This is a genomic window from Paenibacillus xylanexedens (assembly GCF_001908275.1).
GTDB lineage: Bacteria > Bacillota > Bacilli > Paenibacillales > Paenibacillaceae > Paenibacillus > Paenibacillus xylanexedens_A.
In genome coordinates this window covers 6,091,306-6,116,087 of sequence record NZ_CP018620.1, presented here as the reverse complement: position 1 = coordinate 6,116,087, position 24,782 = coordinate 6,091,306, and the positions used below count along the sequence as shown (strand labels likewise).

Genomic DNA, 24,782 nt, shown 5'->3' with positions numbered 1-24,782 from the left:
TCTTGAATTAGTTGTCAGCCAAATGTTTTACCAATGAAGAGGTTGATTGAGAGCCATAACCATGGCTTTCAATCAACCTCTTGTTGTTTTAAAATATAAGAATGTATGCGTAACTTAGCATCAGTATTCTATAGATAGTTTCGATAAGAGGGGATGAACGGAATGGAAAAAGCTACATTCGCCGGCGGATGTTTCTGGTGTATGGTTACACCGTTTGAAGAACAACCGGGCATTCATGGCATTATATCGGGTTATGCTGGCGGTCACGTCGAGAATCCAACATATGAGCAGGTCAAAACAGGGGAGACCGGTCATGTCGAAGTGGTTGAAATTACATTTGATCCAGATGTATTCCCTTATGAACGACTGCTGGAGCTGTACTGGCCACAGATTGATCCGACGGATGACGGAGGCCAGTTCCAGGATCGGGGGACACAGTATCGTACGGCGATCTTTGTGCATAATGAACGTCAACGTGAGCTTGCTGAACAGTCCAAACAGGAACTGGCAGCCAGCGGACGATTCACTCAACCAATTGTTACGGAAATACGTGAGGCAGCTATGTTCTATCCGGCTGAAGACTATCATCAGGATTACCACAAGAAAAACGAAAAACATTATAAGGAAGACCGTGCGTTATCTGGACGGGACGAATTTATAGACGAGAATTGGAAATAGGATGATTCTATCCTGCCAATGAATAAGCCGGGAGAGCTCCTTATGGAACTCTCCCGGCTTATTATTAGATCGAGTATTTATTTTGCAGAATTGGACTTCAGTACATATTTGGACAATGTCTCATCGTTCATGGAATAGATGACATCATCCACATAAGTAGAGACACCTTCTAATGAAGGAACCGAGGCACTGGTCGTGTAGATATGCACGTCTTCCAGCGTCTGTGGATCAAGAATGTATCCTGTTTTGGCAAAATCAAGCTGATACTGACCATCCTGTGTCTGGTCAACACGCATAAGTGCAGGCTGTGCGTCCTTGAATGTACGCTCAGTCACTTTGCCTTTCATCGTGTACAATTCCAGCTTCTGCCCTGTAAAGACTGTATAACCGTTGCCAGCTGTCTGAATGTAGGCATCACCCGCAATGGCACGTCCCCAAGCAAGCTTGCCATCAACACCAAAGCCCATCAGTCGGTTACCGGTGTTTTCGACATTGGCACGCATAATAATGGATCCATCGTCGAGAATGGCCAGCGATTCACCGCCGCCATCTCCGAGTGTATTTGCATTGGCAGGGAATTGGTAGAAGGACAGACGATTCAACGTACGATCATAGATCTCCACTTTGGGATTCGCAGCTTGCTGCCAGAAGTTGCCTACCTTGGTTTGTTTACTGGCATCCACTACAATTCGACCATGATCAGCCTTAAGCACGTTGCCGTTGATGGTCTTTTCGGTAATCAGCTTGCCCTTTTTGTCATATAACGAGATGGTGGAGCGAACCGAACCATTCGATTGCACGCCCTGACTTGAAGCAACCATCAACGTATCGTTATCCAATAGGGATATGCTTGCAGGTGAATTCACCGTTTTGATCCAGTTGGTTTTACCGGATGTATTGAATGAATACAATTTTTTGGTTTTGTCTGAATATTCCATATACACATAAGCTGTACCGTTGCTGGCATATACCGAATCGGAGTATGTGGTATAAGGACCACTTTTCTCATGGAATATCGTATTCCACTTCAATTGTCCAGTTGTCGCATCGAATGCTTGGAGAGAGTCCAGTTGCCAGTCGAGTGTTGTTTTGCTGCTTGTTTTGGTCACGGGCTGGGAGGCATGTACATATACAAGATTTTTGGATGGCACGGCATGGATTCCCTTGATCAGGACATCTTTCTCTGTATTAGCCTCAGATAACATCAGGGAAGATGACGTCCACGCCGGTTTGGGCATGGATTCGGTTGAAGCAGCGGCGTAACCTGTTGTATTCATGGTGAAGAGGAGCATGCCGCTGAGAATGAGGGCAGCCCATGTTTTGGACTTGTGTTTGGTCAATGTATGCAAGTGATAAACCACCTTTCTTCTTCGGTTCAAAATAGAACCGATTGTTGAATTTTATCATTAAAGTCAAGCTGAATTCAACCGAACGCACTGTAACCTTTTATCATTGGTTTGTCGGAATGACTATGTTTGGTGAAGTATAACGGTTACAGGGAATTCATCTTCTTTCGATGAAGGTGGAAGTCTGATATATTTAGTGCGGTGACAAGCCATATCAGCGTAAGACTTTGGATAGAACATAGGAAATGAAACAAGGAGAATAGCTATGAACTGGAGTGAAAATGTGACCCTATGGGTCATTGGATGTATCATCATATTGTTGCTGCTGGCCTGGATTATTCGGCGGGTTATCGGGCGCGGGCAGCGGATTCGAAGTGAAGCCAACCCTCGTAAGATTACAATAAAGGACATCGACAAGATGGAGGATGGTTCGGAGTTTGAATTATATCTCTATCATTTATTCGAAGAGCTTGGGTACGATGAGGTGCATAAGACAACGAGCAGCAGGGATTTTGGTGCAGATCTGGTGTTTGTTGATAGACTCGGCAGACGAAGTGTTATACAGGCGAAGCGATATGGTGCGAACCATCCGGTAGGGTTGAGTGCTGTGCAGGAGATATATACATCGATGCGTTATTATGAAGCCGACCGGTCGATTGTATTAACGTCCGCCCGTTACACCGAAGCCTGTCGGACGCTTGCAGCGGTTAATGGAGTGAAGCTGCTGGACCGGGAAGACCTGATGGAATTAATTCTGTTATTCAAAGCCAGAAGAGTGGAAGAAGCATTGGAACTGATCGAAGAAGATGACCACGAGCCAATCGAGACGTGGCAGTCCCGGCGAAAGCGGCAATCCCGCTAAGTACTTGGGTGGAAGCCTTTTTAATGATGTATCTCATTCCAGCAGGAAGCACCTTCACTTGCGTAGCTGCACATGATATATTGAGTGTATATCAACCAAAGGAGTGTGTGATCCATTATGGCACGTACACAAACACAAAAAGCATTACGTAAAGCAGAGCGGTCAGGTCAATGGTGCTCGAAACAGAGCCGAAGAGTTAATGGAGATTATGGTGCGTTATCCCAGCATGTACGGCTCATGCCTACGAAGCAGGAAAAATTGCAAAAGGTCAAACACAAGAAGCAGATCATCCAGGATGGTGGTGCTTCTTTTTATTTTTTCTATGAGGCGCCGATTGCTGGATAAGTAAGACGATAGAATTTTGTACACTAAATGAAGGGAAGAACCTATACATATGACAACAGCGCTGCACATGAATAAAAAAATCGTTCGGCGTTTTTTGCTGCAAACGCAAGCTTTACTTGGACGTTGGCCCACAGTTTCCTTACCTTCGGGACCCGATCAAGTTTTGAGTTTGATTCGTTCCCTTGGATGCGTGCAGATCGATCCTGTGGCTGCTGTAACTGGAAACCAGCATTTGGTGCTGGGGGCTCGTGACCCTGGTTATACTGCTGACAGCTTAAATACGCTGCTGAGTGATCACAAGGTGTTTGAATATTTTGCAAATGCCGCTTGTGTCATTCCAATCGAGGATTATGCTCTCTTTGAACCTGTGCGTGCTCGGTTAAGGGAGCGTCTGGCTCCGTCCTTGCAAGGTCTGGAGAAAACAGTGCAGCATGTGTTACAGCGTTTGAAGGAAGAAGGACCTTTACCTTCAAGAGCCTTTCGTGCTGTTGAGCGGGTAAGTGGATATTGGGACAGTGCAGATGTGCCAAAGACAAAGGATACCACACTTGCTCTTAATCTACTGTTAGACTCCGCTGTGATTCGTGTGGTGGCGCGGCAGGGGAATGAACGTTATTTTCATATTACCGAATCCAGATTGCAACAACAGGGACTTACGATAAAAGAAGACATCGATGTGTTGGCCCAGAGACAGGCTCTGCTGGATAAATACATTTATGCGTATCGTGTCGTAGATGCCCGTGATCCCCGTCTGGGTTGGCTGAAATCTACAGCGGCTGAAAGACGCGCCGATATTGCAGCCCGTGTGTCAGATGGGCGAATGATCCCGCTTAAGGTGGAGGACGTGGCCACGCCTTATTATATTCGTGCTGAAGATGAGGATTTGCTACTGCACATGGAAAGGGAAGAGCCACACTATGATCCGTCTGGCCCGGTCCGTTTCCTGCCGCCGCTGGACAACCTGTTATGGAGAAGAGAACGTATTGTTGATTTATTTGATTTTCATTATAAATGGGAGATTTATACGTCAGAGGTGAAAAGAACCTACGGTTATTATGCCATGCCTATTCTTCACGGTGATCGGTTGATTGGACGTATGGACCCACGACTTGATCGCAAAACTGGAGTACTTACCGTTCGTTTGTTATCGATGAAAGAGACTGCTCCACCTGTGGAGGAATGGATTACGGATTTTCGGGAGGGGCTTCAATTCTTTGCGTCCATGCATGGAGCGCATTCGATCACTATCGAGAAGACGGTACCGAAAGAGCTGAAAAAGCTGCTTAAATCGATTTGATTAGGGGATACATGAAAGAATGTATGGACACGGAAATTGGATTTTTTGAGCGGAATTAAAAAGGACAAAAAAGGAGGAGCCAGAGGGCCCCTCCTTCTTCATTTGATTTTAATATCATATCTCTAGCATGACATCAGAAGTGCTAACGAAAACAAAAACCTAGGTTCACGTCCACGCCAAAACTTCTTTAGTTCACCAGATGAGGCATTTCAACGTTGGGATCAACATCTGCTTCATAATCCACACCATCGGTTTCAAAACCAAACAGCTGGAAGAATTCGCGACGGTAACCTTCCAGATCGGACAGATCGTAGATGTTCTCTGTGGTCAACTCATTCCAGAGCTTAGCCACTTCTTCCTGAACGTCAGCTCTCATCTCCCAATCGTCAATGCGAATGCGACCTTCAGCGTCGGTTGGAACTTCTCCCCCCGCATACAAGCGATCAGCGAACAGACGTTGCAATTGCTCGATGCATCCTTCATGCAAGCCTTTTTCTTTCATGACCTTGTACAATGCTGAGATGTACAGCGGCACGACTGGAATCGCAGAACTGGATTGAGTCACCAGCGCTTTGGCTACAGTTAAGTACGCACGTCCACCTTTTGCACTTAGGCGATCATTCAGCTTGTGTGCAGTCGCTTCCAGATGATTCTTGGCTTGACCGATGGAACCATCACGATAAATGGCATGGGTAAGTTCAGGACCGATGTAGGAGAAAGCGATCGTTGTTGCATCGTCGGCAAGCACGCCGCCTTGTTGCAGGGCATCCATCCATAGTTCCCAATCATCTCCGCCCATAACAGTTACCGTCTGACGAATTTCCTCTTCGTTTGCCGGTTCAAGGGTAACGGAGCTAATTTCTCCTGTGTGGAAGTTCACCGTTTTGTTCGTGTAGGATTGTCCGATAGGCTTCAGCACAGAGTTAAATACTTCACCCGTGTTCGGATCGGTACGGCGTGCCGAGGCGACGCTGTATACAACCAGATCGACTTGACCGAGTTCACTGCGAATCAGTTCAACGGCTTTGTCTCGTGTTTCGTTTGCAAATGCATCACCTGTGATACTGTACGATTTGAGGCCTGCTTCTTCAGCGGCTTTTTCGAATGCAGCGGAGTTGTACCAACCTGCTGACGCTGTACGTTTCTCTGTGGAACTGCTTGGACGATAAATGCCGACTGTATTCGCTCCAGCTCCAAAGGCAGAAACAACGCGTGACGCCAGACCGTATCCAGTGGAAGCACCGATCACGAGCACATTACGCGGTCCTTTCAGCTCAGGCTGGGATTTCACATAATCAATCTGTTCCTGCACTTGCGCAGCGCAACCTACAGGATGGGAAGTGGTACAAATAAAACCACGTGTTCTTGGTTTAATAATCATTTATTTGCATCCTTTCATATTCAGCTCATGTTTCAGCATTTCGATAAAATGCTCTTACACATACTTTCTTATTGTAAAACAATTACCTCGGAAACGGAAACCGTTTCGTTTGATTTCGCCGGAAGGGTGGCGTTATATCTCTAATTTTGCGATGATGTGAATAGAATGTACTCGCTAGTTAGGATAGAAAGGACAGGGATACCATGCTGAAGGAACGCATTGAACTACTAAGCAAAAGAAAACAAATCTCCCGTAAAGACCTTGTGGAAGGTCTGGTCACGCAGGCACACTTTGCCAATATCCTGGCGGATCGTTATCCGCTACCTGAGGACTTGGCAGAAGCCATCGCCGGGCGTCTTGGGGTATCCCCTTCCTATATTCTAAAGGCTGCGGCTCAGGACGAGGAGACACTTGAACGGGCAGAGGTTATTTTCGAACAAATGTCTGTTCCAGCGTCGGCGATATCCGAAGATACGGTGCATGCACAGGCAGATCGGGATGACACGCTGACCGTTGAGCTGACAACGGCCTTGATGAAGGCGGTCTACTATCAGCAATTAAACGATGCAACGGCTCATGAGTATATACATACGTCCTACCTCAATTTTTACCTGGAGAAATACGGACGTCCAGACGATATTGATCTGCCGCGTCCGTTAGTCAAGGCACTTTTATTCTATAAAATACAATATTATCGCTCCAAAATGGCTTTTGTGGATGTATTAACTCATGCAACCAGGCTCAGTGAGCTGGCACTCCCTGGCAGTGAATTCTGGCTGTCTGTGCAAAATATCAAGATGGAAGCCTACATCCAGGTCAAACGGTATGAAGAGGCAAAACAGGTATTTGAGCTTACAATGCGTCATGTCTATGATCAGCGGATGTTCCATCGGTTGTCCGGGTTATATGTGGCATATAGTGGGTATTGTTTCGCGATGGGGCTGGTTCAGGAGGCACTTTCGGCATTAACCATGGCGGAGGCAAACCTCGTGTATGCCGGCAACCAGGGAGATTTGGTGACGGCGATTGCCAACAATCGGATTGTCATGTTAACGATGACAGGTGAACTGGATCAGGCACAGGCGGAGATTGAACGATTTGAGTCGCTATTGCAGCAGGAACCGGAAGAAACACAGCAGGCGATGCAGCCGCTCATCGGTGTATATCGATGCGAAGTAGCTCTGGCATGGAAGAACTGGGGCGTGCTCGCGCAGAGTGTAGATCAACTCTTAAAATGTGCAACGACACAGGACCAGCAGATGAGCGCAACCTTCTACCAGAGCCATCTGGCTCTTGCGCATGGAGATCGCGAAGTTTTTATGGAGCGGGCGCTTGCCTGTCTGCCTTATTTTGAATCCGCGCAGCATATCATGCGGCTTGAACCGTTATATGAGGGGATGGCCGTAGTATCGGAGGATCAGCGGAAATACAAGGAAGCAGCCATGTATTATCGGAAACTGGTCTATCTGTTACGCAAAAAGTAGAGCGGAAAAGAGCATGAAACTTCCTAAGTGAGGCATTATTTTGTCTACTGCCTACGTATTTTCCACAAAATATAGCTGCCAATCATGAAATGAAGATCGGTTAAGCAGATCTTTTTTTGTGAAATAAGTATAAGACTTTACCAAAGAAACGATTATCCGGTCATTCAAATACCGGATTTTTCGTTTTTTTTGTATACCGCCAGAAGGGTATTCAAGGACAAGCCGCGGTGTTTATAATTTAATTATAAATACGTGTTCAAAAAGTCTGGTTTTCAGTACCGAGAAGATGGAATGAAGCTAGAAATGGAGTAGCGGAGCGTAGGAGACCTACGTGAGCAACGGACATTTCGGCTGAATTTCATATTCGATGCTGATGATGCCGCTAGGCATGATTCGTAATCAAAAGTGGACTTTTTGAACAACTTCTAAAAACAAATAAAACAAATGAGGTGCTTGATATGGGATGGTTCGGTAAAAAGAACAAACAGGAAGATGCGATTGCCAAAGCGGATAAAATGATGAATAAAGGACTCACTGGCATGATGATGAAAGGTTTTGTATCGAAAGAACATCGGGAGGCCATCAACCAAAGTCTGGATTCGGCGAAGCAGGCACAGTTGGCAGCGAGTGGTTCTCTGCCTTTAACAGCTACGGCTACGGTGGTGACAATCACCGATACAGGCAAACTGATCAACTTTGATCCGATTGTTGTGCTTGTATTGGATGTGACAGAGACAAACGGCAACCAGTATCAGCGAACATTGGAGACATTGGTGTCCAAAATGCAGATTCCACGAGTAGGCGATCGGGTGGGATTAGGTCAGAATCCAGCGAATCCGTCCGAACTGATCTACATGGGTCTAGTGTCCATCTAGAAGGTATTTGGTTATAGACAGCGATACTCTATTTAAATAATGCGTATAACAACGATTAATAGATACATCATTAGAGGTTTTGATAGAGATATTAAGAGAAGGATTAAGAGAGGGTGGGTCATATGGTAGGTTTCCTGAGATTGATTGGCGTATTAACGGTGTTCGGAGTGGGGTTCTCCCCATTTCTGGCACAGCAGCTGTGGAATGATCCGTTTATGATTATGCAGGCATGGTGGTATACTCCGGCAATCTTTGCCGGGTTTGCACTGATCTTTGTTCCTGCGATTTTGAGCAATATTTTTGGCGTAGGTCGAGTGAAGACAGGTTTACCAGCAGTTGGGGTCATTAAAACTATACAACAGACAGGTACGTATATTAATGAACAGCCTGAGGTTCGGTTGGGTCTGACGGTTTCGCGTAAGGGGCGGGAGAAATACGATACGGAGATGAAAAGCGTCATTCCACTGACCTCCATGGCACAGTTTCAGCCGGGCAGTTTTATTCCGTTAGTTGTCTCCGTAAAGGATGAGCGCAAGGTAGGGCTTGATATGAAGGGGCAATTATCACAGGAGGATATGCAGCAATTGTTGGATGAAAAGATGGTACAGCAAGGGGTATCACCTGAAATGATGGATATTGCAAGAACAGGGGAAAAAGCGATGGCCAAGATCCTTGATGTCACTCCACTTGGAAGTGGAGGCAGTAACAAGATCAAGCTTCAGCTCAAACTAAGCATAACGAAAACGAACGGTGAAACCTTCAATGTGACAACGCAAAAAGAAATTTTGTCATCTGCGCTGCCGCAGGTGCAGCAAGGCCATATCATTAACGTCATCTATTCAAGACAAGACCCAACAAAATTGGTGTTGGCATTGAATGTACAGGAGCGACAATTAAGTGACTTATTCTCCTCTTGAGGATGTAGACAAAAGGAGGTCCTGCAGATCATGTTTATGATGTGTAGGACCTCCTTTTTCATTTTGGTATGTACGGAGATGCAAGCAACGGACGGTTTTCAAACAATACCAAGGCGCATGCGATAAGAAAAGAGTACTTTTCTTGTTTCTCCGTCAAATACACGATTAGCCAGCGCTCTGAAGTCGTCGGCCGCTGTTAATAGATCTTCCGCTCCGAGCTTCAACGCCGTTTGCAAGCCGCCTTGACTCAGGGCGAGATTGACATATCGATCGGCAGTGAATGTCTCGTGGTGATGAAATACAATTTCCCGGACATATCGGAACAGCCCGGACTGCTGAATCTGCTGCAAATGCCCATCCTTGCTCCATTTGTGTGCCTGACTATCTTGGGGAGCCAGACTGGCTGCTCGTTGATCTGCTTCCTTATTCAGCTGCAGATAGGCCTGTTCCAGCTGCCAGTCCAGCATTGGCGGCCAGTCGCAATCGTAGGCTGCAAATATGCCCCCTGTACGAAGTACACGTGCAAACTCGCGTAGTGTGGGTTGCGGCTCCATCCAGTGAAATGATTGGGAGCAGGTCAGCACGTCGACACTGCCATCTGGTAGTCCGAGGTCGTGAGACAAGCCGGACACAAACCGCAGGTTATCCGGCTTCCCGGCAGATTCCCACTTGGATTCCGCTACAGACCTCATGTCATCGCTGGGTTCAAAGCCAATGATGCGTTCTGCCTCATTAAGCCAGATCCACGATGATAAACCGGTGCCACAGCCAACATCTGCGACCATCCGCGGTGTGCTGCCAAGATATGTCGTTAGAATATCCACGACTTCAGTGGGAGCGGCTGGTCGGTTCTGATCGTATAACGTACCAAAACCTTTGAAACGTTCCACATTGTTGCGTCTAATGTCTTGCATGAATAAACCTCCTTCGGTCAGATGGATGACGGAGAGTCAGCTGTGATCAAAAGTTGTATAGGCCTATATTATATCATTCATTGTTGGGAAGTTTGTTCATGACGTTCTGCAAATGTTCAACGGCTTTGATATGACGCCTGAGCAATTCCTGTCCAACATGAACAGGCTCGATGACGGTCAACTCGGAACCAAACGACAGCAGGAAGGAGTAGAGCCATTCCCCTACATTCAAGTCGAGAGACACACGGAGCCTGCCATCAGGCTCTTTTTCAATGAGGGAAGGTTCGAAAAAATCATACACTCGGTATGCAATGATGCTGGAGAACGAGAGTGTAAGAGGAGTCAGAACAGGAGCTGCTTCTGATTCAGGGTCGTTTGATCCGACAGTAACAGAGTGATCGTGTTTTCTCGCCAGAAAAGTCAACTGGGTGATCCGTTTCATCTTGAATGTCTCGAATTCTTTACGATCAGGATCATCATGAATATAGCCTTTGAAGTACCATGTACTGTTTTTGAAAATAAGCTTCTGTGGCTCCACGGTCGGAATGCTCTTCTCACCATCCGAATTAACATAATGAAACGTAATCAGTTGATTCGTTAATATAGCCTGCTTCACCTGATTGAACAGTTCTCTCTCCTGCAGAGGGATGCTGCCCCATGGTGAGAAATTGAATTCGATCCAATCCAGCTTGTGATCAAAAAGGGCGGTTAACCGTTGCAGCATATGGGCACTGTTAAGATGTGGGATCGCACTGATGCTATATAGTCCCATCAAAATTTCATTCTGGTCTTCTTCCGACAACAGGGACTTGTCCATGACATAGTTGTCCATCAGATGGATACCGCCATGCTTGCCGGTCGTTGTATAGACGGGAATGCCCGCAGCACTCAACCGATCTATATCACGGTACACCGTGCGTACAGAAATCTCGAACATACGGGCGAGTTCGGGTGCAGTGGCTTTCTTTTTCTCCAATAACAAAAGCAACATTCGAAATAGTCGGTTATTTTCCATGCCATAATTATACCATGACAATAGGTGTCAGGGTATGGGTGGTACACTGGTGTAAAAGTCTTACCAAGACATTTTGACTCAGATTTATAATCTGTTCTTCATTTATTGGGGAGTAGTGAAGGGGACGATATCGATTCTGAAGAAACGAAGTGTTCGCTAAAAGCTTTCTGTAAGAAAGCTACTTCGGAAGCAAACGCTATCATGGGATTTTTCCATTTAGAAATGGGAATAAAAGAAATCCGAGGATAACAGCGATCAGAAGAACGATTCGTGACCGGAACGGCTACTCGCATAATATCAAGCACTTTATATCGAAATGAGTTAAATACGAAGGAGGAACTGGTCATGACAATGAAAGAAGGATTCTACTGGGGTGGCGCAACGGCTGCCAATCAATTCGAGGGTGGATGGAACCAGGGTGGCAAGGGGCCAAGCACGTCTGACATGATGACAGGAGGAACCCACACGATTGCACGCCGGATTACGCCTGTATTGGAAGAGGGCACGTATTATCCGAGCCATGAAGCGGTTGATTTTTACGGACATTACAAAGAAGATATTGCCATGATGGCAGAGATGGGCTTCAAAATGTTCCGCATGTCCATCAACTGGTCACGAATATATCCAAACGGTTATGATCTGGAGCCAAACGAAGAGGGATTGCAGTTCTACGATAATGTTTTTGCCGAGTTGAAAAAGTACAATATTGAGCCGCTCGTAACGATCTCCCATTATGAAACGCCATTCGGTCTGACACAGAAATATAACGGCTGGGCTTCCCGTGAAGTAATCGACTGTTATATCCGTTATTGTACAACCCTCTTCAACCGTTACAAGGATCAGGTCAAATACTGGCTGACGTTCAACGAAATCAACTGTCTGACGATGCCGATGGGTGCATATATGGCTGCAGGTATTCTGTTTGAAGGCAAAGAGACACTGGTCGACGGAGTGGATGATCCACAGACTCGTTTCCAGGCATTACATCACCAATTCGTTGCGAGTGCAAAAGCAGTGAAGCTGGGACATGAGATTAACCCTGATTTCCAGATCGGCTGTATGGTCGCTTTCATGACCACTTATCCAAATACTTGTAACCCGGACGATATGTTGCTTGCACAGAAGAAAGATCAAATCTCCAATATGATCTGCGGTGATGTACAGGTTCGTGGAGCGTATCCTGGTTTCGCCAAACGTTTCTTCGCCGAAGAAGGTATCCAGATCGAGATGCAACCGGGAGACGAGCAGACTTTGCGTGAAGGCTGCGTAGACTTCTATTCCTTCAGTTATTACATGTCTTTGGTTGAGAGTGCGGACGAGTCCCTCGAGAGAGCAGAAGGTAATCTGCTGGGCGGTATCAAAAATCCATATCTCGAAGCTTCCGACTGGGGTTGGCAGATCGATCCAAAAGGACTGCGTTACACACTGAATCATCTGTATGATCGTTATCAGATTCCATTGATGGTGGTTGAGAACGGTCTGGGTGCTGTCGATGTGGTAGAGGAAGACGGCTCCATTCAAGATGACTATCGCATTGATTATCTGAAAGGTCACATTGAACAGATGAAAGAAGCGGTAGCTGACGGCGTAGATCTCATTGCCTACACCATGTGGGGATGTATCGATCTGGTTAGCGCATCCACTGGAGAGATGAAGAAGCGTTATGGCTTCATTCATGTCAACAAGGACAACGACGGTAACGGAGACTTAAGCAGAACACCGAAGAAGAGTTTCCACTGGTACAAAAAAGTTATTGAATCCAATGGTGAAGAGTTATAATTTGGTGTAAAAAAACCAGATCCGTCTGTTCCCTTAAATGGGACAAGCGGTCCATGTGGTCCTGAACGAGTTCAGGACTACAATATATGAATATAAAAATACCCGGCGATCCTTCAGTTAAGGAAAGCCGGGTATTTCTTTGTGTAGTTCAATAGCGGGCCGCCTAGGCCAGCCTTCTGCTTTGCAGTTGGGACATGCGCTCCAAGTGCCGCCGATAAAACCATATGCATGTGGAGAGCCAGCAACCACTCAAGAAGTATCCGCCTACGATATCACTTGGATAATGCACCCCCAAGTAGATACGACTTATACCAATGGTCAGTATAAATACGGCGCTGGCAACAATCATCAGCACACGTCCTGTGACGGTGGGTACATGTTTCCAGATTAGAAAGGCCAGTCCACCATACAGGCTAAATGCTGCCATAGAATGCCCACTGGGGAAGCTATAGCCGCTCACTTCAATGATCCGGTTAATGGTAGGTCTGGCACGCTGGAATACCAGCTTGAGCAATGCATTTAACAGGGTTGAACCTGCGAGCACACAAGCCAGGAAGAGCAGTTCGCGTTTGTGTCGCAGGAAAATGTATAACACAATCATGGCGATGATGGTAATGAAGACCACTGGCATTTCGCTGCCGATCCAGGTGAAAAGGTGCATGAATTGTGTCATACCAGGGGATTCCAACCCCTGAATCCATCCGATTAAGGTATCATCAAATCGATGAATTTGGTTGTCGCTGATGGACAGGGCGATGCTTATAAAGGCGATCATGCATAACGCTGCAACGAGCAGCGGGAAGGAGATATTCTTTTTCCAGTTGTGCATCAAATGTTGAGTTCCTCCGTGATGGTTGATTTCGTATGTTGTGTCCTTGTGTATCTCGGACATAACGATATTTGTATTGTGCTATAATTTTACAATAAATATAGCAGCAATAAAAATATGTAACCTTAACAACGGTTGTTCAAGCAGAGAATGTAGGAGGGGAGCGGTCGGAATGAAACGACGTTTGGTGATGTGCATGTTGATCTTACTGTTGGTTACGTCTGGGTTAGCTCTATTTCCCGGAGAGAAAGTGTATGCTTGCAGTTGTGTCGAGAGTGATGTTCAAGAGAGATTGAAGACAAACACAACTGTATTTACAGGAGAAGTGGTGAAGAAGGGACGTTCTCAACAGTCGAAGCATGATGGCTTATTAAGAGAGTATACCTTTGATGTAGATACTGCATGGAAGGGGGTTAATGCCAAAAAGATGAAAATCCTTGCGAGTGACGGAGGGTCTGAATCCTGTGGCATTCAATTTGAAAAGAATCAGTCCTACCTGATCTATGCTTATCAATATGAAGTGGATCATAAGCTACATACGAATCTGTGCAGTCGCAATGTTCCAATTGAACAAGCTGGAGACGATCTGAAATTGCTGGGTGCAGGAAAGGTTGTAAGTAAAGAAGATTTTGGAGAAACCAATGATGGTGGTGGGCGAACTGGGCCTTTCTATCTCATCTTATATGGCGGAGTCATTTTATTAGCAGCGTTGGCAATCGTGTGGACCTGGAGACGAAAGAAAAGAATCTGATTGCCCAACGGAAAAAAAAGCTAATCCCCGTACAGAACGTTAAGAAACATTGACGTTCTATACGGGGATTTTTAGGAGTGGCGGCAAAATTGTATCCATTTGGAGTCGGTTCTATCGATCCGATGGAAATATATAAATTAAACTAAACATTTACACAAAACGGAGAGGACAGAAAGAACTTGAAGAAGCGGAGCGTTCGCCTTTATCACCGGATTTTCCCTTTATAAAAGGGATCAAAAAAATCTGGGGATAACAGCGATCAGAAGGTTATTCTGTCATCGGAGTGGCCAGTGTAAATATTCTTTAGTTCAATTTTTATAGTTTAGCTGCAACATGTATTCATAAGCTGTGACACCAAATACCCGTTTGAAATGTCGGTTTAGATGGGTCAGATCGACGAATCCGCAATCGGCAACAGCAGCATAGACGTCCTTCTGCATTTCGATGGATTGACGGGCACGCTCCACCTTGCAGTTTAAGAAAAACTGGTAGGGGGATATGCCTGCATGTGCCTTGAATTCACGGATAAATTGAAACTTGGACATGCCAAATTCGGAGCTCAGGTTGTCCAACTTGAGCAGATCTTCGGTGCTGCAAAACATGATTTCCTTGGCTTTTCGAACCAGACTGTCCTGAGGCAACCAGAGCTTGGTGTCCATTTCCTTCTGAGCCAGAAGGTGAACCAGATCGAAGACCCGTTCGCTGCACTCGGCTTCGTTCTGTCTGAGTTGAACGGCATCGTTCAGCATCAGGATACTACGTGCAAGCTCGGGATCATAGACGATGGGACTTCCAAAACGCAATTCCTTTTTGCCTATAATCTCCTCTACTAATTCAGGCTTCAAATACAACATCACATAGTCAATGCCAGCCTTATCATAGGAGCTTCCATCATGGGACTGTTCACGGTTAAACAACATGACACCATTTTGGTGAGAGGCCTGATATTGTCCGTCCAGGTTGTATTGTTGAATGCCACGCAGGGTTACGCCGACCGCATACTCTTCGTGGCAATGTTTTTTGTATGCAAAATCGGTAAAGCTGGCGGATAGTGCCAGCACGTCTTGCGACTTTTTATAGTTAAACCGTTCCATGCAGCACACCTCCCAAGCTTTAGATTAATCCGGATACTATAATGGCTGAGTATAACAAAAAAAGAGCCATGAGAATACTCAGTAATTTTTGGTGGCGATTCAGCAACGTTCTGAAAACCGTGCCAAAAACAACCCAACTGGAATATGCCAGAAAACCAATGAAGGTAATGAGCACCACGAACAGAAACGATGAGAATGAGCTTTGATAAAAGGGCAATACATAGCTTGGAATGACAGTGAAAGTAAACATGACCACCTTTGGATTCACAAATTGCATGACGAAACCGTTCCATAATCCGGTAACTTGTTTCGGTTCATCCTCGGTGGTACCCATCTTGTAGATCTGGTACGCCAGATACACCATGTAAAGGCCGCCGACAATCTGCATCACCTTCAGAATTCCGGGTAACACTCCCGCAAGAAGCTGATTAAGAAAAGCTGATGCGGTAAGCAGCAGACCAAATGCCAGCGTAGCTCCCCACACATAGTGCATCGTTTGACGTGCCCCAACGTGTTGTACGGAAGAAAGAATTACGATATTGCTGGGGCCAGGTGTGAACGTAACGACGATGCAGTAGATTAAAAAAGATGCAAGATTCATGATGGTGCTCTCCTCTGGTTGTAGTCTAGTTCCATGATCATACGTCCAGAGAGAGAAACCATATAGTACATTATTGCAACAGGTACACGGATAACAACAGGAGCTTCCGTTTAAAAGATAAGGGGTAGTTTTCTTTTTGAATGATTGCGTTTACAATTTAAACGAAGTACAAGGTGATCAGACGACTTGAGGAAGTGAACGGAATGAAAAAAATGCTGCTGGTTTACATTTTACTAATATCAGCATTTGCGTTGTATGTGTTGAGATTTGAATACACCAGTCAGGTAAACAGTTCTTGGGAGGACCGTGGGCTGCGCGGTGATATCGGAGAGACGTATATCATGATTACATTCCAGTCCGGGCTGGAGTATTGGAAGAGCCCGCTCAAAGGTTTCGAGGATGCCGCGGATGCGCTTGGCGTGACCGTAGAATATCGCGGGGCTACCCGGTATGATGCGAAGGAACAGACCATGGTAATCGAGCAGGCTATCGCTCGCAAACCCGCGGGCATTGCCATATCTGCAATCGACCCACAATCGCTAGTTCCAGTGATTAACAAGGCAATCGACGCAGATATCCCTGTTGTATTATTTGACGCGGATGCACCTGATAGCCAGGCCTATTCTTTTCTTGGGACAGATAATTACAAGTCGGGTGTAATGGCTGCTGATAAAATGGCTGAACTGCTGGGGCGTGAGGGAGAGGTCGCGGTATTAACCTTGCCTGGGCAACAAAATCATGAAGAGCGGACGAAGGGCTTCCGCGATACGATCAAGGAGAGATACCCTTCCATGCAGATTGTTGAAGTTGCAGACGGACACGGTGATGCGATGGTATCCAGAGACGAAACACAGAGAATGATGAAGGAACATCCCGAGCTGGCGGGAATTTTTGTGACTGAAGCTACCGGAGGGGCAGGAGCGGGGGAAGCCGTTCATACTGTCGGGGACAGACATCCATTGCAGATTATTTCGTTTGATACAAATAAGACTACATTGGATATGATCAAGAACGGTACGATCTCAGCTACAATTGCACAGGGAACCTGGAATATGGGATATTGGTCACTCCAATATCTGTTCCATCTGCATCACCAGTTAACGGTTCCGGCCCCATCCTCATCCGGTGAAAATGCACCGCTTCCCGTGATGGTGGACACAGGGATCTCTGTGGTGACACGCTCGGATGTGGATGATTACTATGCCAAATAACAAGGGAGATTTCAAGAGTCCAAGGCCTTGGAGCAGGAGAGCAATTCTCTCCACTTTCAGGAACGGGATTCGGCGTTTACGCTTGCGTAATATGCCCCTTCGCTACCAGCTGATGCTGCTTTTTCTGTTATTCGCCATTGTACCTTCTGTAGGACTTGGGTTGCTTGTGAACTGGACGGTGGAGCGCGTAGTTGAGCGACAGGTTGAAGGGCATACCATGCAACTGATTGGCAAAGTGAATGAAGCTCTTAACAGCAAAATGGAGAATTTGCAAAACATGACCTACCTGATTGCCTTTGAGCCGGATATTGATGCTTTTATGAACGACAAAATGCCACCGAATGATGATGCAGGCATCGAACCGATGAACATGGACATAAATGCAGCAACGGAGCAAAATCGGTTATATGGTATCAAGCAGACCTTGCAGGGGTTCACAACATTGTATCCTGAAATCGCCGGGATTGTTCTCGTCAATGCAAGTGGTGACTATATTAGCAACGAGATGTATCCCCGAGCGGAACAGAGCCTGATCCAGGAAAATTGGTATCAAAAAGCTTCGGCCAATCCGGGCATCTTCATGGTGTTGGGTCAGCCGAAAGAGCGTAATCTCACGACACATGTACGGTACAAGGATGATGAGATTGTATCGGTTGCACGTTCCATAACGGATGAAGCGTCAGGACGTGTGCGGGGCGTGATTATGATTGATCTTAAACTAAGGTCCGTCTCTCAGGCTGCCCGTAATGTAACCTTGGGGAAATCCGGTTATGTGATGGTGACTGATGCAGAAGGTCAAAGTGTATACAAGCCGGAGCACCCGCTAATAGAACACATTCCCACAGACTGGTTCCCCTCCGGTGAGAGTGGAACATTTACCGCCGATACAGAAGGTGGAACGTTATTATTCATGTATCAGTCGTCTACCTTTACAGATTGGAGAACGGTAGGGGTATTTCCCACAAGAGACTCGATATCCGAAGTACGCCAAATCCAGTTTTACGTGGTTAGCTTTGTATTTGTGGTGTGTTTGTTTGGCCTGAGCGCCTCTTTATGGTTCTCCCGTTCCATTGCTCAGCCCATTTTCCGGCTCATGTCCTATATGCGCAGGGCGGAGACCGGCAATCTCAGACCAGGCCGCTGGAGCGATCGTGCTGACGAGATTGGCATGCTTGGCAACAGTTATAACCGAATGCTGGCACAGATTAGACAACTGATATCATTAAATGAATTGCGGGAGCGGCAGAAGCGCGATGCTGAAATGCGGAGTTTGCAGGAGCATATCAAACCACACTTTTTGTACAATACCCTGGATACGATTCATTGGATGGCACGCAAAGAGGGTGCAGAAGATGTGTCCGGCATGGTTGGCGCGTTATCTCGATTATTTCGCATAGGGCTTAGTAAAGGACAGGATTACATTCCGCTGCATTCCGAGATTGAACATATGACCAGCTATATGCAAATTCAGCAGACACGATACCGCGATCGTCTTCAGTATACATTGAATATTCCAGAGGAACTGCGGGACCTTTTGGTGTTAAAGCTGCTGCTTCAGCCCCTGATAGAGAATGCAATCTATCATGGAATCAAAGGCAGGCGTGGGCCGGGACACATTCGGGTGGAGGCCAGATTGGAACATAACAGACTGCTGCTGACCGTTCAGGATAATGGAGCAGGCATGTCCAACGAACGGCTTGCCGAGATGCAGCATCTGCTCGAAGCTCCTTTGGCAAGTTTGGAAGCGTCTTCGCCTGGGATGACAGGCAAAAGTTATGGAATGTTGAATGTGCAGGCCCGTCTCCGGCTGTCCTTTGGCGATGAGTACGGTATTGTGCTGGAGAGCCAGGAAGGTGAAGGAACGAGTGTGACCATCATTCATCCGTTGATGCGAGAGCTCCCACCAACCAAGCAAATCAATAACGAAGAGAGGCAGGAGAGTGAATGGGAAAATTCATGAAATCGACCGTGACAGCTTCCACTGAAACAGATGAGACATCCGCATTGACTACAGTAATGGAGATTACGCCGGATAGCCACATGGCTAAGAAATACCGCGTGCTCATCGCTGATGATGAACCGATCATTCGTGAGGGAATTCGGGATGCAATTGACTGGACAACTCTCGGGATGGAGGTTGTTGGTGAAGCGGAAGATGGCGAGGAAGCGCTGGAACGGGCGGCTGACTTGGGTGTGGATATTGTTCTCGTTGATATGAATATGCCATTCCTGAACGGAATCGAACTAATCCGTGCCCTTCAGCAGAAGTGCCCGGGCTGTCGTTACCTGATCATCTCGGGACATGATGAATTTGCATATGCGCAGGAGGCGGTTCGACTTGGCGTAGAGGATTACATCTTAAAGCCTGTGCAAGCAGAACAATTATATACTGCACTTGAGCGATTACATAAGCGACTTACTGAAGAGCACCAGAGGACGGCATATGTACAGCAGGCAGCTCATCAGATTGAACGTAATATCCCGTTGCTTCGCCAGCGATTTATGCTGGAGTGGCTGGAGGGGCAGGCTGAAAGGAGGGATCTGACGGAGCAGCTTGTGTTTTTGCGGTTGCCCCCCGTCCCACCTGTGCAGATTGGGGTCGTACGGTGGCCTGCCGCTGAAGCGCGTCAGACGATACTGAGAGAGAATGATCGTCAGTTGTTTCTGTTTGCAGTGGAAAATATAATTAGTGAACTGCTGGGGGACGTGCCACATGTCCTGTTTCGGGACGTAAGCGGGTCGATCGGCATGTGTCTGTGGCAGGAAGCTCCCGAAGAAATAGAGTCCCTTCTGGAACAACAGATCAGTTCTTGCCTGAATATTGCCATTCATGCTCATGTGGCGACGCATGCAGGGACACTGGAGGAGACGCCGGATACGTACCGTCATTGCCGTGAACGGGTATACGGGGAAGTGCAGTTGTCCCCTCTGGTGCGCCGGGCAAGACAACTTATTCACGAAGAATATGCGGAGCGGGAACTGACCCTGGAATCACTCGCTTCCCGTCTACAAGTATCTGCCGTATATCTTAGTCGTGTGTTGAAGAAAGAGCTGAATGATTCCTTTGTCACGCTTGTCACCCATGCTCGCATTCGTAAGGCTATACAGCTGTTGGACTCAACAACACTGCCGATCCACACCATCGCTGAGCGTGTAGGTTATGACACCCAGCATTATTTCAGCACTGCATTTAAGAAAACAATGGGCATTTCGCCAGTGCAGTATCGAAAGAACGGGGGAACGGCTTATCATCCTTCTGCGAATTAAATATCGTATTACAGTGGTTCATTCAGACGTATGATAAATGAGATGGATATGTTCTACTTCGTGTGAAGCGAAGTGGAGCATGTCCTTTTTTTTGACTCTGGAATGGTAACTCATGGATCACACTTGTACTTTAAGCGTTTCTATCAAAAGTTAAATTTTTATAAAAAAAGTTCAAAACGTGCAAAGACCTTATGGCTTCTCCAATGCTACGATTGGTCTCAGATAGGAACAGCAAGCAACAGGATGCACTACATGTATTGTAAGCGTTATCTTATAACTCATTCAGAACCGTATGACGTGAGGAAAGGGGAACTTCATATGAAAAAAGGAGCAATGCTCATCTGGCTTCTGGTGATGACCTTGATGCTTTCGGCCTGCAATCTGGCAGAGAGTGGCCCAGGCAGTAAAGAAAAGGGATATGTCGGTATATCTATGCCAACCAAATCATCAGAACGATGGGTGGGAGACGGGGAGAACATGGTCCGTCTGTTTCAGGAGCAGGGGTACAAAACCGATCTTCAGTATGCTGAGGATGTGGTCGAGAATCAGATTTCACAGATTGAAAACATGATCACCAAAGGTGTGGATGTGATGGTCATCGCGTCCGTGGATGGCAACACATTAACGGATGTAATAAAGAAAGCGCATGACGAAGGGATACAAGTGATCTCGTATGATCGGCTCATTCGCAATACGCCATACTTAACCTATTACGCCACGTTCGACAATTTTAAGGTGGGTGTGCTTCAAGCCTCCTACATCGAACAAAAGCTTGGACTCAAGGATGGAAAAGGACCGTATAACATTGAGCTGTTTGGTGGCTCTCCTGATGATAATAACGCCTATTTCTTCTTCGACGGTGCGATGTCTGTCCTGAAGCCGTACATCGATTCCGGCAAGCTGGTCGTGCGCAGCAAGCAGATGACGATGGCTCAGATTGCGACCTTGCGCTGGGACGGAGCACTGGCCCAGTCACGGATGGATAACCTGCTGAGTGCGTATTACTCGGGTGATAATCTGGATGCAGTATTGTCTCCTTATGATGGAATCAGTATTGGTATCATTTCATCTTTGAAAGGGATTGGTTACGGTACTTCGAACAAACCGCTGCCCGTTATTACAGGACAGGATGCCGAACTTGCCTCAATCAAGTCCATTGTGGCCGGGGAACAGACGCAGACGGTGTTTAAGGATACACGGAAGCTAGCGGAGAAGACGGTAGAGATGGCCAATAGTATTTTGCAAGGAAAACAGGCGGAAGTTAATGATAAAACATCATATAACAATGGAATTGAGGTTGTTCCGGCGTATCTCTTGGATCCGATCTCGGTGGACCGTACAAATGTGGAGCAGGATATCGTTGGTACACAGTATTACACGAAGGAAGAGATCGGACTGAAATAATAAATGAAAGGAGCACATCCCATGGCCGGAATCATTCTGGAAATGAAAAACATCACCAAAACCTTTCCTGGCGTCAAAGCGCTGGAAAATGTCAATCTGAAAGTCCGTGAAGGCGAAATCCATTCCATATGTGGTGAAAATGGCGCAGGTAAATCTACGTTGATGAAGGTACTGAGTGGTGTATATCCACATGGCACGTATGAAGGCGACATTTTATTTCAGGGCAAAAATTGTGAGTTCAAGGATATTAAGCAGAGCGAGGATCTGGGAATCGTCATTATCCATCAGGAGTTGGCCCTTATTCCCTACCTTTCAATCGCGGAAAATATATATCTGGGCAACGAGCGTGCGAGCAGAGGAATTGTCAACTGGAAGGAAACTTTTGTAGGTACACGAGAACTGCTCTCGAAGGTGGGACTGAGCGAAAATCCAAACACGCTGGTATCCAGCATTGGGGTAGGCAAGCAGCAACTGGTCGAAATTGCGAAAGCGCTCTCCAAAAAGGTGCGGCTGCTTATTCTGGATGAGCCAACCGCTGCGCTGAACGAGGACGACAGTGAAAATCTGCTGCAGTTGATGCTGGAATTCAAGAAACAGGGCATCGCCTGTATCCTGATCTCACACAAGCTGAATGAGGTATCCAAGGTATCCGATTCGGTGACTATTTTACGGGATGGCAAGACAATTGAGACGTTGGATATGAAGAAGGAAAAAGTGACGGAGGACCGGATTATTAGCGGAATGGTAGGACGTGATCTCACTAGCCGTTATCCGGAGCGTCATGCCACCATTGGAGAAGTTATCCTTGAGGTAAAGGACTGGACGGTATATCACGAACATCATGCCGAGCGAAAAGTACTGGATCAGATCGATATGAATATCAGACGTGGTGAGATTGTAGGGATTGCTGGGCTGATGGGCGCTGGGCGTACCGAACTTGCCATGAGCATATTTGGCAAATCCTATGGCCGGAATATTTCGGGTCAACTCATTAAGAATGGTAAACCGATCCACAACAATACCGTCACAGAGGCTATTCAGAATGGGTTTGCTTATGTGACAGAAGACCGCAAGGAATACGGACTCATTCTGATGGATGACATCAAGCGCAATATTTCCTTGACGGGTCTGAGCAAGCTGACGCGAAACGCGGTAGTGAACGAGCGTGAAGAAGTACTGGTAGCGGAAAAGATGAAGAAAAGCATGAACATCAAAGCACCAAGTATTTTGCAGAAGACCGGTAATCTGAGTGGAGGCAACCAGCAAAAAGTGGTGCTCAGCAAATGGATTTTTGCCGGACCAGATATCCTTATCCTGGATGAACCTACCCGCGGTATTGATGTGGGAGCGAAATTCGAAATCTATACGATCATTCATCGGCTTGCTGCTGAAGGCAAGGGCGTACTGGTAATCTCATCCGAGCTTCCGGAGGTTCTTGGCCTGTGTGACCGGATCTATGTGATGAATGCCGGACGAATCACCGGTGAAGTCAGCCGGGAGCAAGCATCGCAGGAAACGTTGATGAGATATATGACCAAGTCTGGAGGCGGCAAGCATGGAAATGATAACAAAACTGTTCAAAAATAATATCCGTCAATATGGCATGATTATTGCCCTGGTAGTGATTATGCTTTTGTTCGAGGTACTTACAGGCGGGCTGTTGCTCAAGCCGATTAATATTACAAATTTGATTTTGCAGAACAGTTACATTTTGGTGCTGGCGATCGGAATGGTGCTGGTCATCATTACCGGGCATATTGACCTGTCTGTTGGTTCCATTGCAGCCTTTGTTGGTGCCGTTGCCGCAATTATGATGGTTGATTGGCAGCTTCCGGCTTGGCTTGCTGTCATCGCTTCCTTACTGGTTGGCGCTTTGATCGGTGCATGGCAAGGCTTCTGGATCGCCTATGTGCGAATTCCGGCATTTATCGTGACGCTGGCAGGTATGCTGCTGTTCCGAGGCTTGACGATGATCGTGCTGGAGGGACAATCGATCTCTCCTTTCCCGGGTGGATTCCAGAAAATAAGCTCTGGCTTCCTGGCGGACATTCAATTCTCAGGTTTTGGTCTGGTATCCATCATTGTGGGTCTTGTGCTCACCGTCTGGTACATTGTCAATGAACTGCGGGAACGCCGTTCCCAGCGAAAATATGGATTTGAGGTCGTGTCACAGGGACTGTTCTTGCTCAAGTTGATTGTGGTGGCTGTTGTGACAAATCTGTTTACGTTTGTACTCGCAAGTTATGCAGGTATTCCGAATATCCTGGTCCTGCTGTTTGTCCTGATCGTTGTGTACTCCTTCGTTATGAATCGTACTGTCATGGGACGGCATGTGTATGCGCTTGGAGGTAATGAGAAGGCCGCAGGTCTGTCTGGGGTCAAAACAAAAAAGGTAACCTTCTGGGTTTTCGTGAACATGGGTACACTTGCCGCGGTATCCGGGTTGATCTTCGCCGCACGTCTGAATGCGGCTACGCCAAGAGCAGGTACCAACTTCGAGCTGGATGCCATTGCGGCCTGCTTCATCGGTGGTGCTTCCGCTTCAGGGGGCATAGGTACGGTATTTGGTGCCATCATCGGTGGTTTGGTTATGGGTGTGCTGAATAACGGGATGTCCCTGATTGGTCTTGGTATTGACTGGCAACAGGGGATTAAGGGATTGGTACTGCTGCTCGCTGTAGCGTTTGATATCTATAATAAAAATAAAAGATCAGCGTAAAACTTGGTAAAAT

At 46.7% G+C, this 24,782-nt stretch carries 22 protein-coding genes; 15 read left to right on the top strand and 7 right to left on the bottom strand.

Going from position 1 to position 24,782, the window contains the following annotated elements; translation table 11 throughout:
* Positions 1–162 precede the first annotated feature (162 nt).
* On the top strand, positions 163–678 hold the full coding sequence (msrA, locus tag BS614_RS26635; RefSeq protein ID WP_074096164.1) for a peptide-methionine (S)-S-oxide reductase MsrA: 516 nt from the start codon (positions 163–165) through the stop codon (positions 676–678).
* Positions 679–755: 77 nt separating this feature from the next.
* On the opposite strand, the gene BS614_RS26630 is transcribed toward msrA, so the two are convergent.
* Entirely contained in the window at positions 756–2,027 is a 1,272-nt protein-coding gene (locus BS614_RS26630) for a PQQ-binding-like beta-propeller repeat protein (RefSeq protein ID WP_074096163.1), read from the bottom strand.
* 262 nt (positions 2,028–2,289) lie between these two features.
* Here BS614_RS26630 and BS614_RS26625 point away from each other — a divergent pair, with 262 nt between their 5' ends.
* The 3 genes from BS614_RS26625 (at position 2,290) to BS614_RS26615 (ending at position 4,528) form a co-directional block, all read left to right on the top strand.
* A complete protein-coding gene (locus tag BS614_RS26625; protein WP_036617077.1) occupies positions 2,290–2,886 on the top strand; it encodes a restriction endonuclease in 597 nt (198 codons plus the stop codon).
* Between the two features lie 117 nt (positions 2,887–3,003).
* Entirely contained in the window at positions 3,004–3,231 is a 228-nt protein-coding gene (locus BS614_RS26620) for a hypothetical protein (RefSeq protein WP_074096162.1), read from the top strand.
* A 49-nt stretch (positions 3,232–3,280) separates the two neighbouring features.
* Positions 3,281–4,528, top strand: coding sequence for a DNA glycosylase AlkZ-like family protein (locus BS614_RS26615; RefSeq protein WP_244898208.1), 1,248 nt, complete (start codon positions 3,281–3,283; stop codon positions 4,526–4,528).
* A gap of 187 nt (positions 4,529–4,715) precedes the next feature.
* Here the strand turns inward: BS614_RS26615 and fabV are convergent, their stop codons facing one another.
* Entirely contained in the window at positions 4,716–5,909 is a 1,194-nt protein-coding gene (gene fabV, locus BS614_RS26610; RefSeq protein ID WP_074096161.1) for an enoyl-ACP reductase FabV, read from the bottom strand.
* Between the two features lie 203 nt (positions 5,910–6,112).
* On the opposite strand from fabV, the gene BS614_RS26605 reads away from it, so the two are divergent.
* From BS614_RS26605 to BS614_RS26595, 3 genes are all read left to right on the top strand, one after another.
* The gene (locus BS614_RS26605; protein WP_074096160.1) at positions 6,113–7,393 is read left to right on the top strand and encodes a transcriptional regulator; all 1,281 of its coding nucleotides are present in this window, start codon (positions 6,113–6,115) and stop codon (positions 7,391–7,393) included.
* A 458-nt stretch (positions 7,394–7,851) separates the two neighbouring features.
* Positions 7,852–8,268: a hypothetical protein gene (locus BS614_RS26600; RefSeq protein ID WP_074096159.1), complete on the top strand. Its 417-nt coding sequence runs from the start codon at positions 7,852–7,854 to the stop codon at positions 8,266–8,268.
* Between the two features lie 122 nt (positions 8,269–8,390).
* A complete protein-coding gene (locus BS614_RS26595) occupies positions 8,391–9,185 on the top strand; it encodes a hypothetical protein (protein WP_074096158.1) in 795 nt (264 codons plus the stop codon).
* 98 nt (positions 9,186–9,283) lie between these two features.
* On the opposite strand, the gene BS614_RS26590 is transcribed toward BS614_RS26595, so the two are convergent.
* Together BS614_RS26590 and BS614_RS26585 are read right to left on the bottom strand one after the other, a co-directional pair.
* On the bottom strand, positions 9,284–10,099 hold the full coding sequence (locus BS614_RS26590; RefSeq protein ID WP_074096157.1) for a class I SAM-dependent methyltransferase: 816 nt from the start codon (positions 10,097–10,099) through the stop codon (positions 9,284–9,286).
* A gap of 73 nt (positions 10,100–10,172) precedes the next feature.
* A complete protein-coding gene (locus tag BS614_RS26585; protein WP_074096156.1) occupies positions 10,173–11,114 on the bottom strand; it encodes a helix-turn-helix transcriptional regulator in 942 nt (313 codons plus the stop codon).
* 345 nt (positions 11,115–11,459) lie between these two features.
* Here BS614_RS26585 and BS614_RS26580 point away from each other — a divergent pair, with 345 nt between their 5' ends.
* Positions 11,460–12,893: a glycoside hydrolase family 1 protein gene (locus BS614_RS26580; RefSeq protein ID WP_074096155.1), complete on the top strand. Its 1,434-nt coding sequence runs from the start codon at positions 11,460–11,462 to the stop codon at positions 12,891–12,893.
* A 163-nt stretch (positions 12,894–13,056) separates the two neighbouring features.
* On the opposite strand, the gene BS614_RS26575 is transcribed toward BS614_RS26580, so the two are convergent.
* Positions 13,057–13,722: a phosphatase PAP2 family protein gene (locus tag BS614_RS26575; RefSeq protein ID WP_074096154.1), complete on the bottom strand. Its 666-nt coding sequence runs from the start codon at positions 13,720–13,722 to the stop codon at positions 13,057–13,059.
* A gap of 172 nt (positions 13,723–13,894) precedes the next feature.
* Here BS614_RS26575 and BS614_RS26570 point away from each other — a divergent pair, with 172 nt between their 5' ends.
* Complete coding sequence (locus tag BS614_RS26570) at positions 13,895–14,473, top strand: hypothetical protein (RefSeq protein WP_074096153.1); 579 nt, start codon at positions 13,895–13,897, stop codon at positions 14,471–14,473.
* Between the two features lie 308 nt (positions 14,474–14,781).
* Here the strand turns inward: BS614_RS26570 and BS614_RS26565 are convergent, their stop codons facing one another.
* Both BS614_RS26565 and BS614_RS26560 read right to left on the bottom strand, forming a co-directional pair.
* A complete protein-coding gene (locus tag BS614_RS26565; RefSeq protein ID WP_074096152.1) occupies positions 14,782–15,567 on the bottom strand; it encodes an AraC family transcriptional regulator in 786 nt (261 codons plus the stop codon).
* A gap of 19 nt (positions 15,568–15,586) precedes the next feature.
* Positions 15,587–16,168, bottom strand: coding sequence for a LysE family translocator (locus BS614_RS26560; protein ID WP_074096151.1), 582 nt, complete (start codon positions 16,166–16,168; stop codon positions 15,587–15,589).
* Positions 16,169–16,371: 203 nt separating this feature from the next.
* On the opposite strand from BS614_RS26560, the gene BS614_RS26555 reads away from it, so the two are divergent.
* The 6 genes from BS614_RS26555 to mmsB all read left to right on the top strand — a co-directional run bounded on the left by BS614_RS26555 (position 16,372) and on the right by mmsB (position 24,769).
* Positions 16,372–17,379 carry a substrate-binding domain-containing protein gene (locus BS614_RS26555; RefSeq protein WP_074096150.1) on the top strand — a complete coding sequence of 336 codons (1,008 nt, stop codon included), beginning with the start codon at positions 16,372–16,374 and terminating at the stop codon, positions 17,377–17,379.
* A 91-nt stretch (positions 17,380–17,470) separates the two neighbouring features.
* A complete protein-coding gene (locus tag BS614_RS26550; protein WP_074096149.1) occupies positions 17,471–19,339 on the top strand; it encodes a cache domain-containing sensor histidine kinase in 1,869 nt (622 codons plus the stop codon).
* 8 nt (positions 19,340–19,347) lie between these two features.
* Complete coding sequence (locus BS614_RS26545) at positions 19,348–20,646, top strand: response regulator (protein WP_074097005.1); 1,299 nt, start codon at positions 19,348–19,350, stop codon at positions 20,644–20,646.
* Between the two features lie 318 nt (positions 20,647–20,964).
* The gene (gene chvE, locus BS614_RS26540; RefSeq protein ID WP_036674459.1) at positions 20,965–22,050 is read left to right on the top strand and encodes a multiple monosaccharide ABC transporter substrate-binding protein; all 1,086 of its coding nucleotides are present in this window, start codon (positions 20,965–20,967) and stop codon (positions 22,048–22,050) included.
* A gap of 21 nt (positions 22,051–22,071) precedes the next feature.
* Entirely contained in the window at positions 22,072–23,637 is a 1,566-nt protein-coding gene (mmsA, locus tag BS614_RS26535) for a multiple monosaccharide ABC transporter ATP-binding protein (protein WP_036674456.1), read from the top strand.
* Positions 23,606–24,769 (top strand): multiple monosaccharide ABC transporter permease, encoded by a 1,164-nt coding sequence (mmsB, locus tag BS614_RS26530; RefSeq protein WP_036674453.1) that lies wholly within the window; start codon positions 23,606–23,608, stop codon positions 24,767–24,769. The genes mmsA and mmsB overlap by 32 nt, the downstream gene beginning before the upstream one ends.
* Positions 24,770–24,782: the final 13 nt, after the last annotated feature.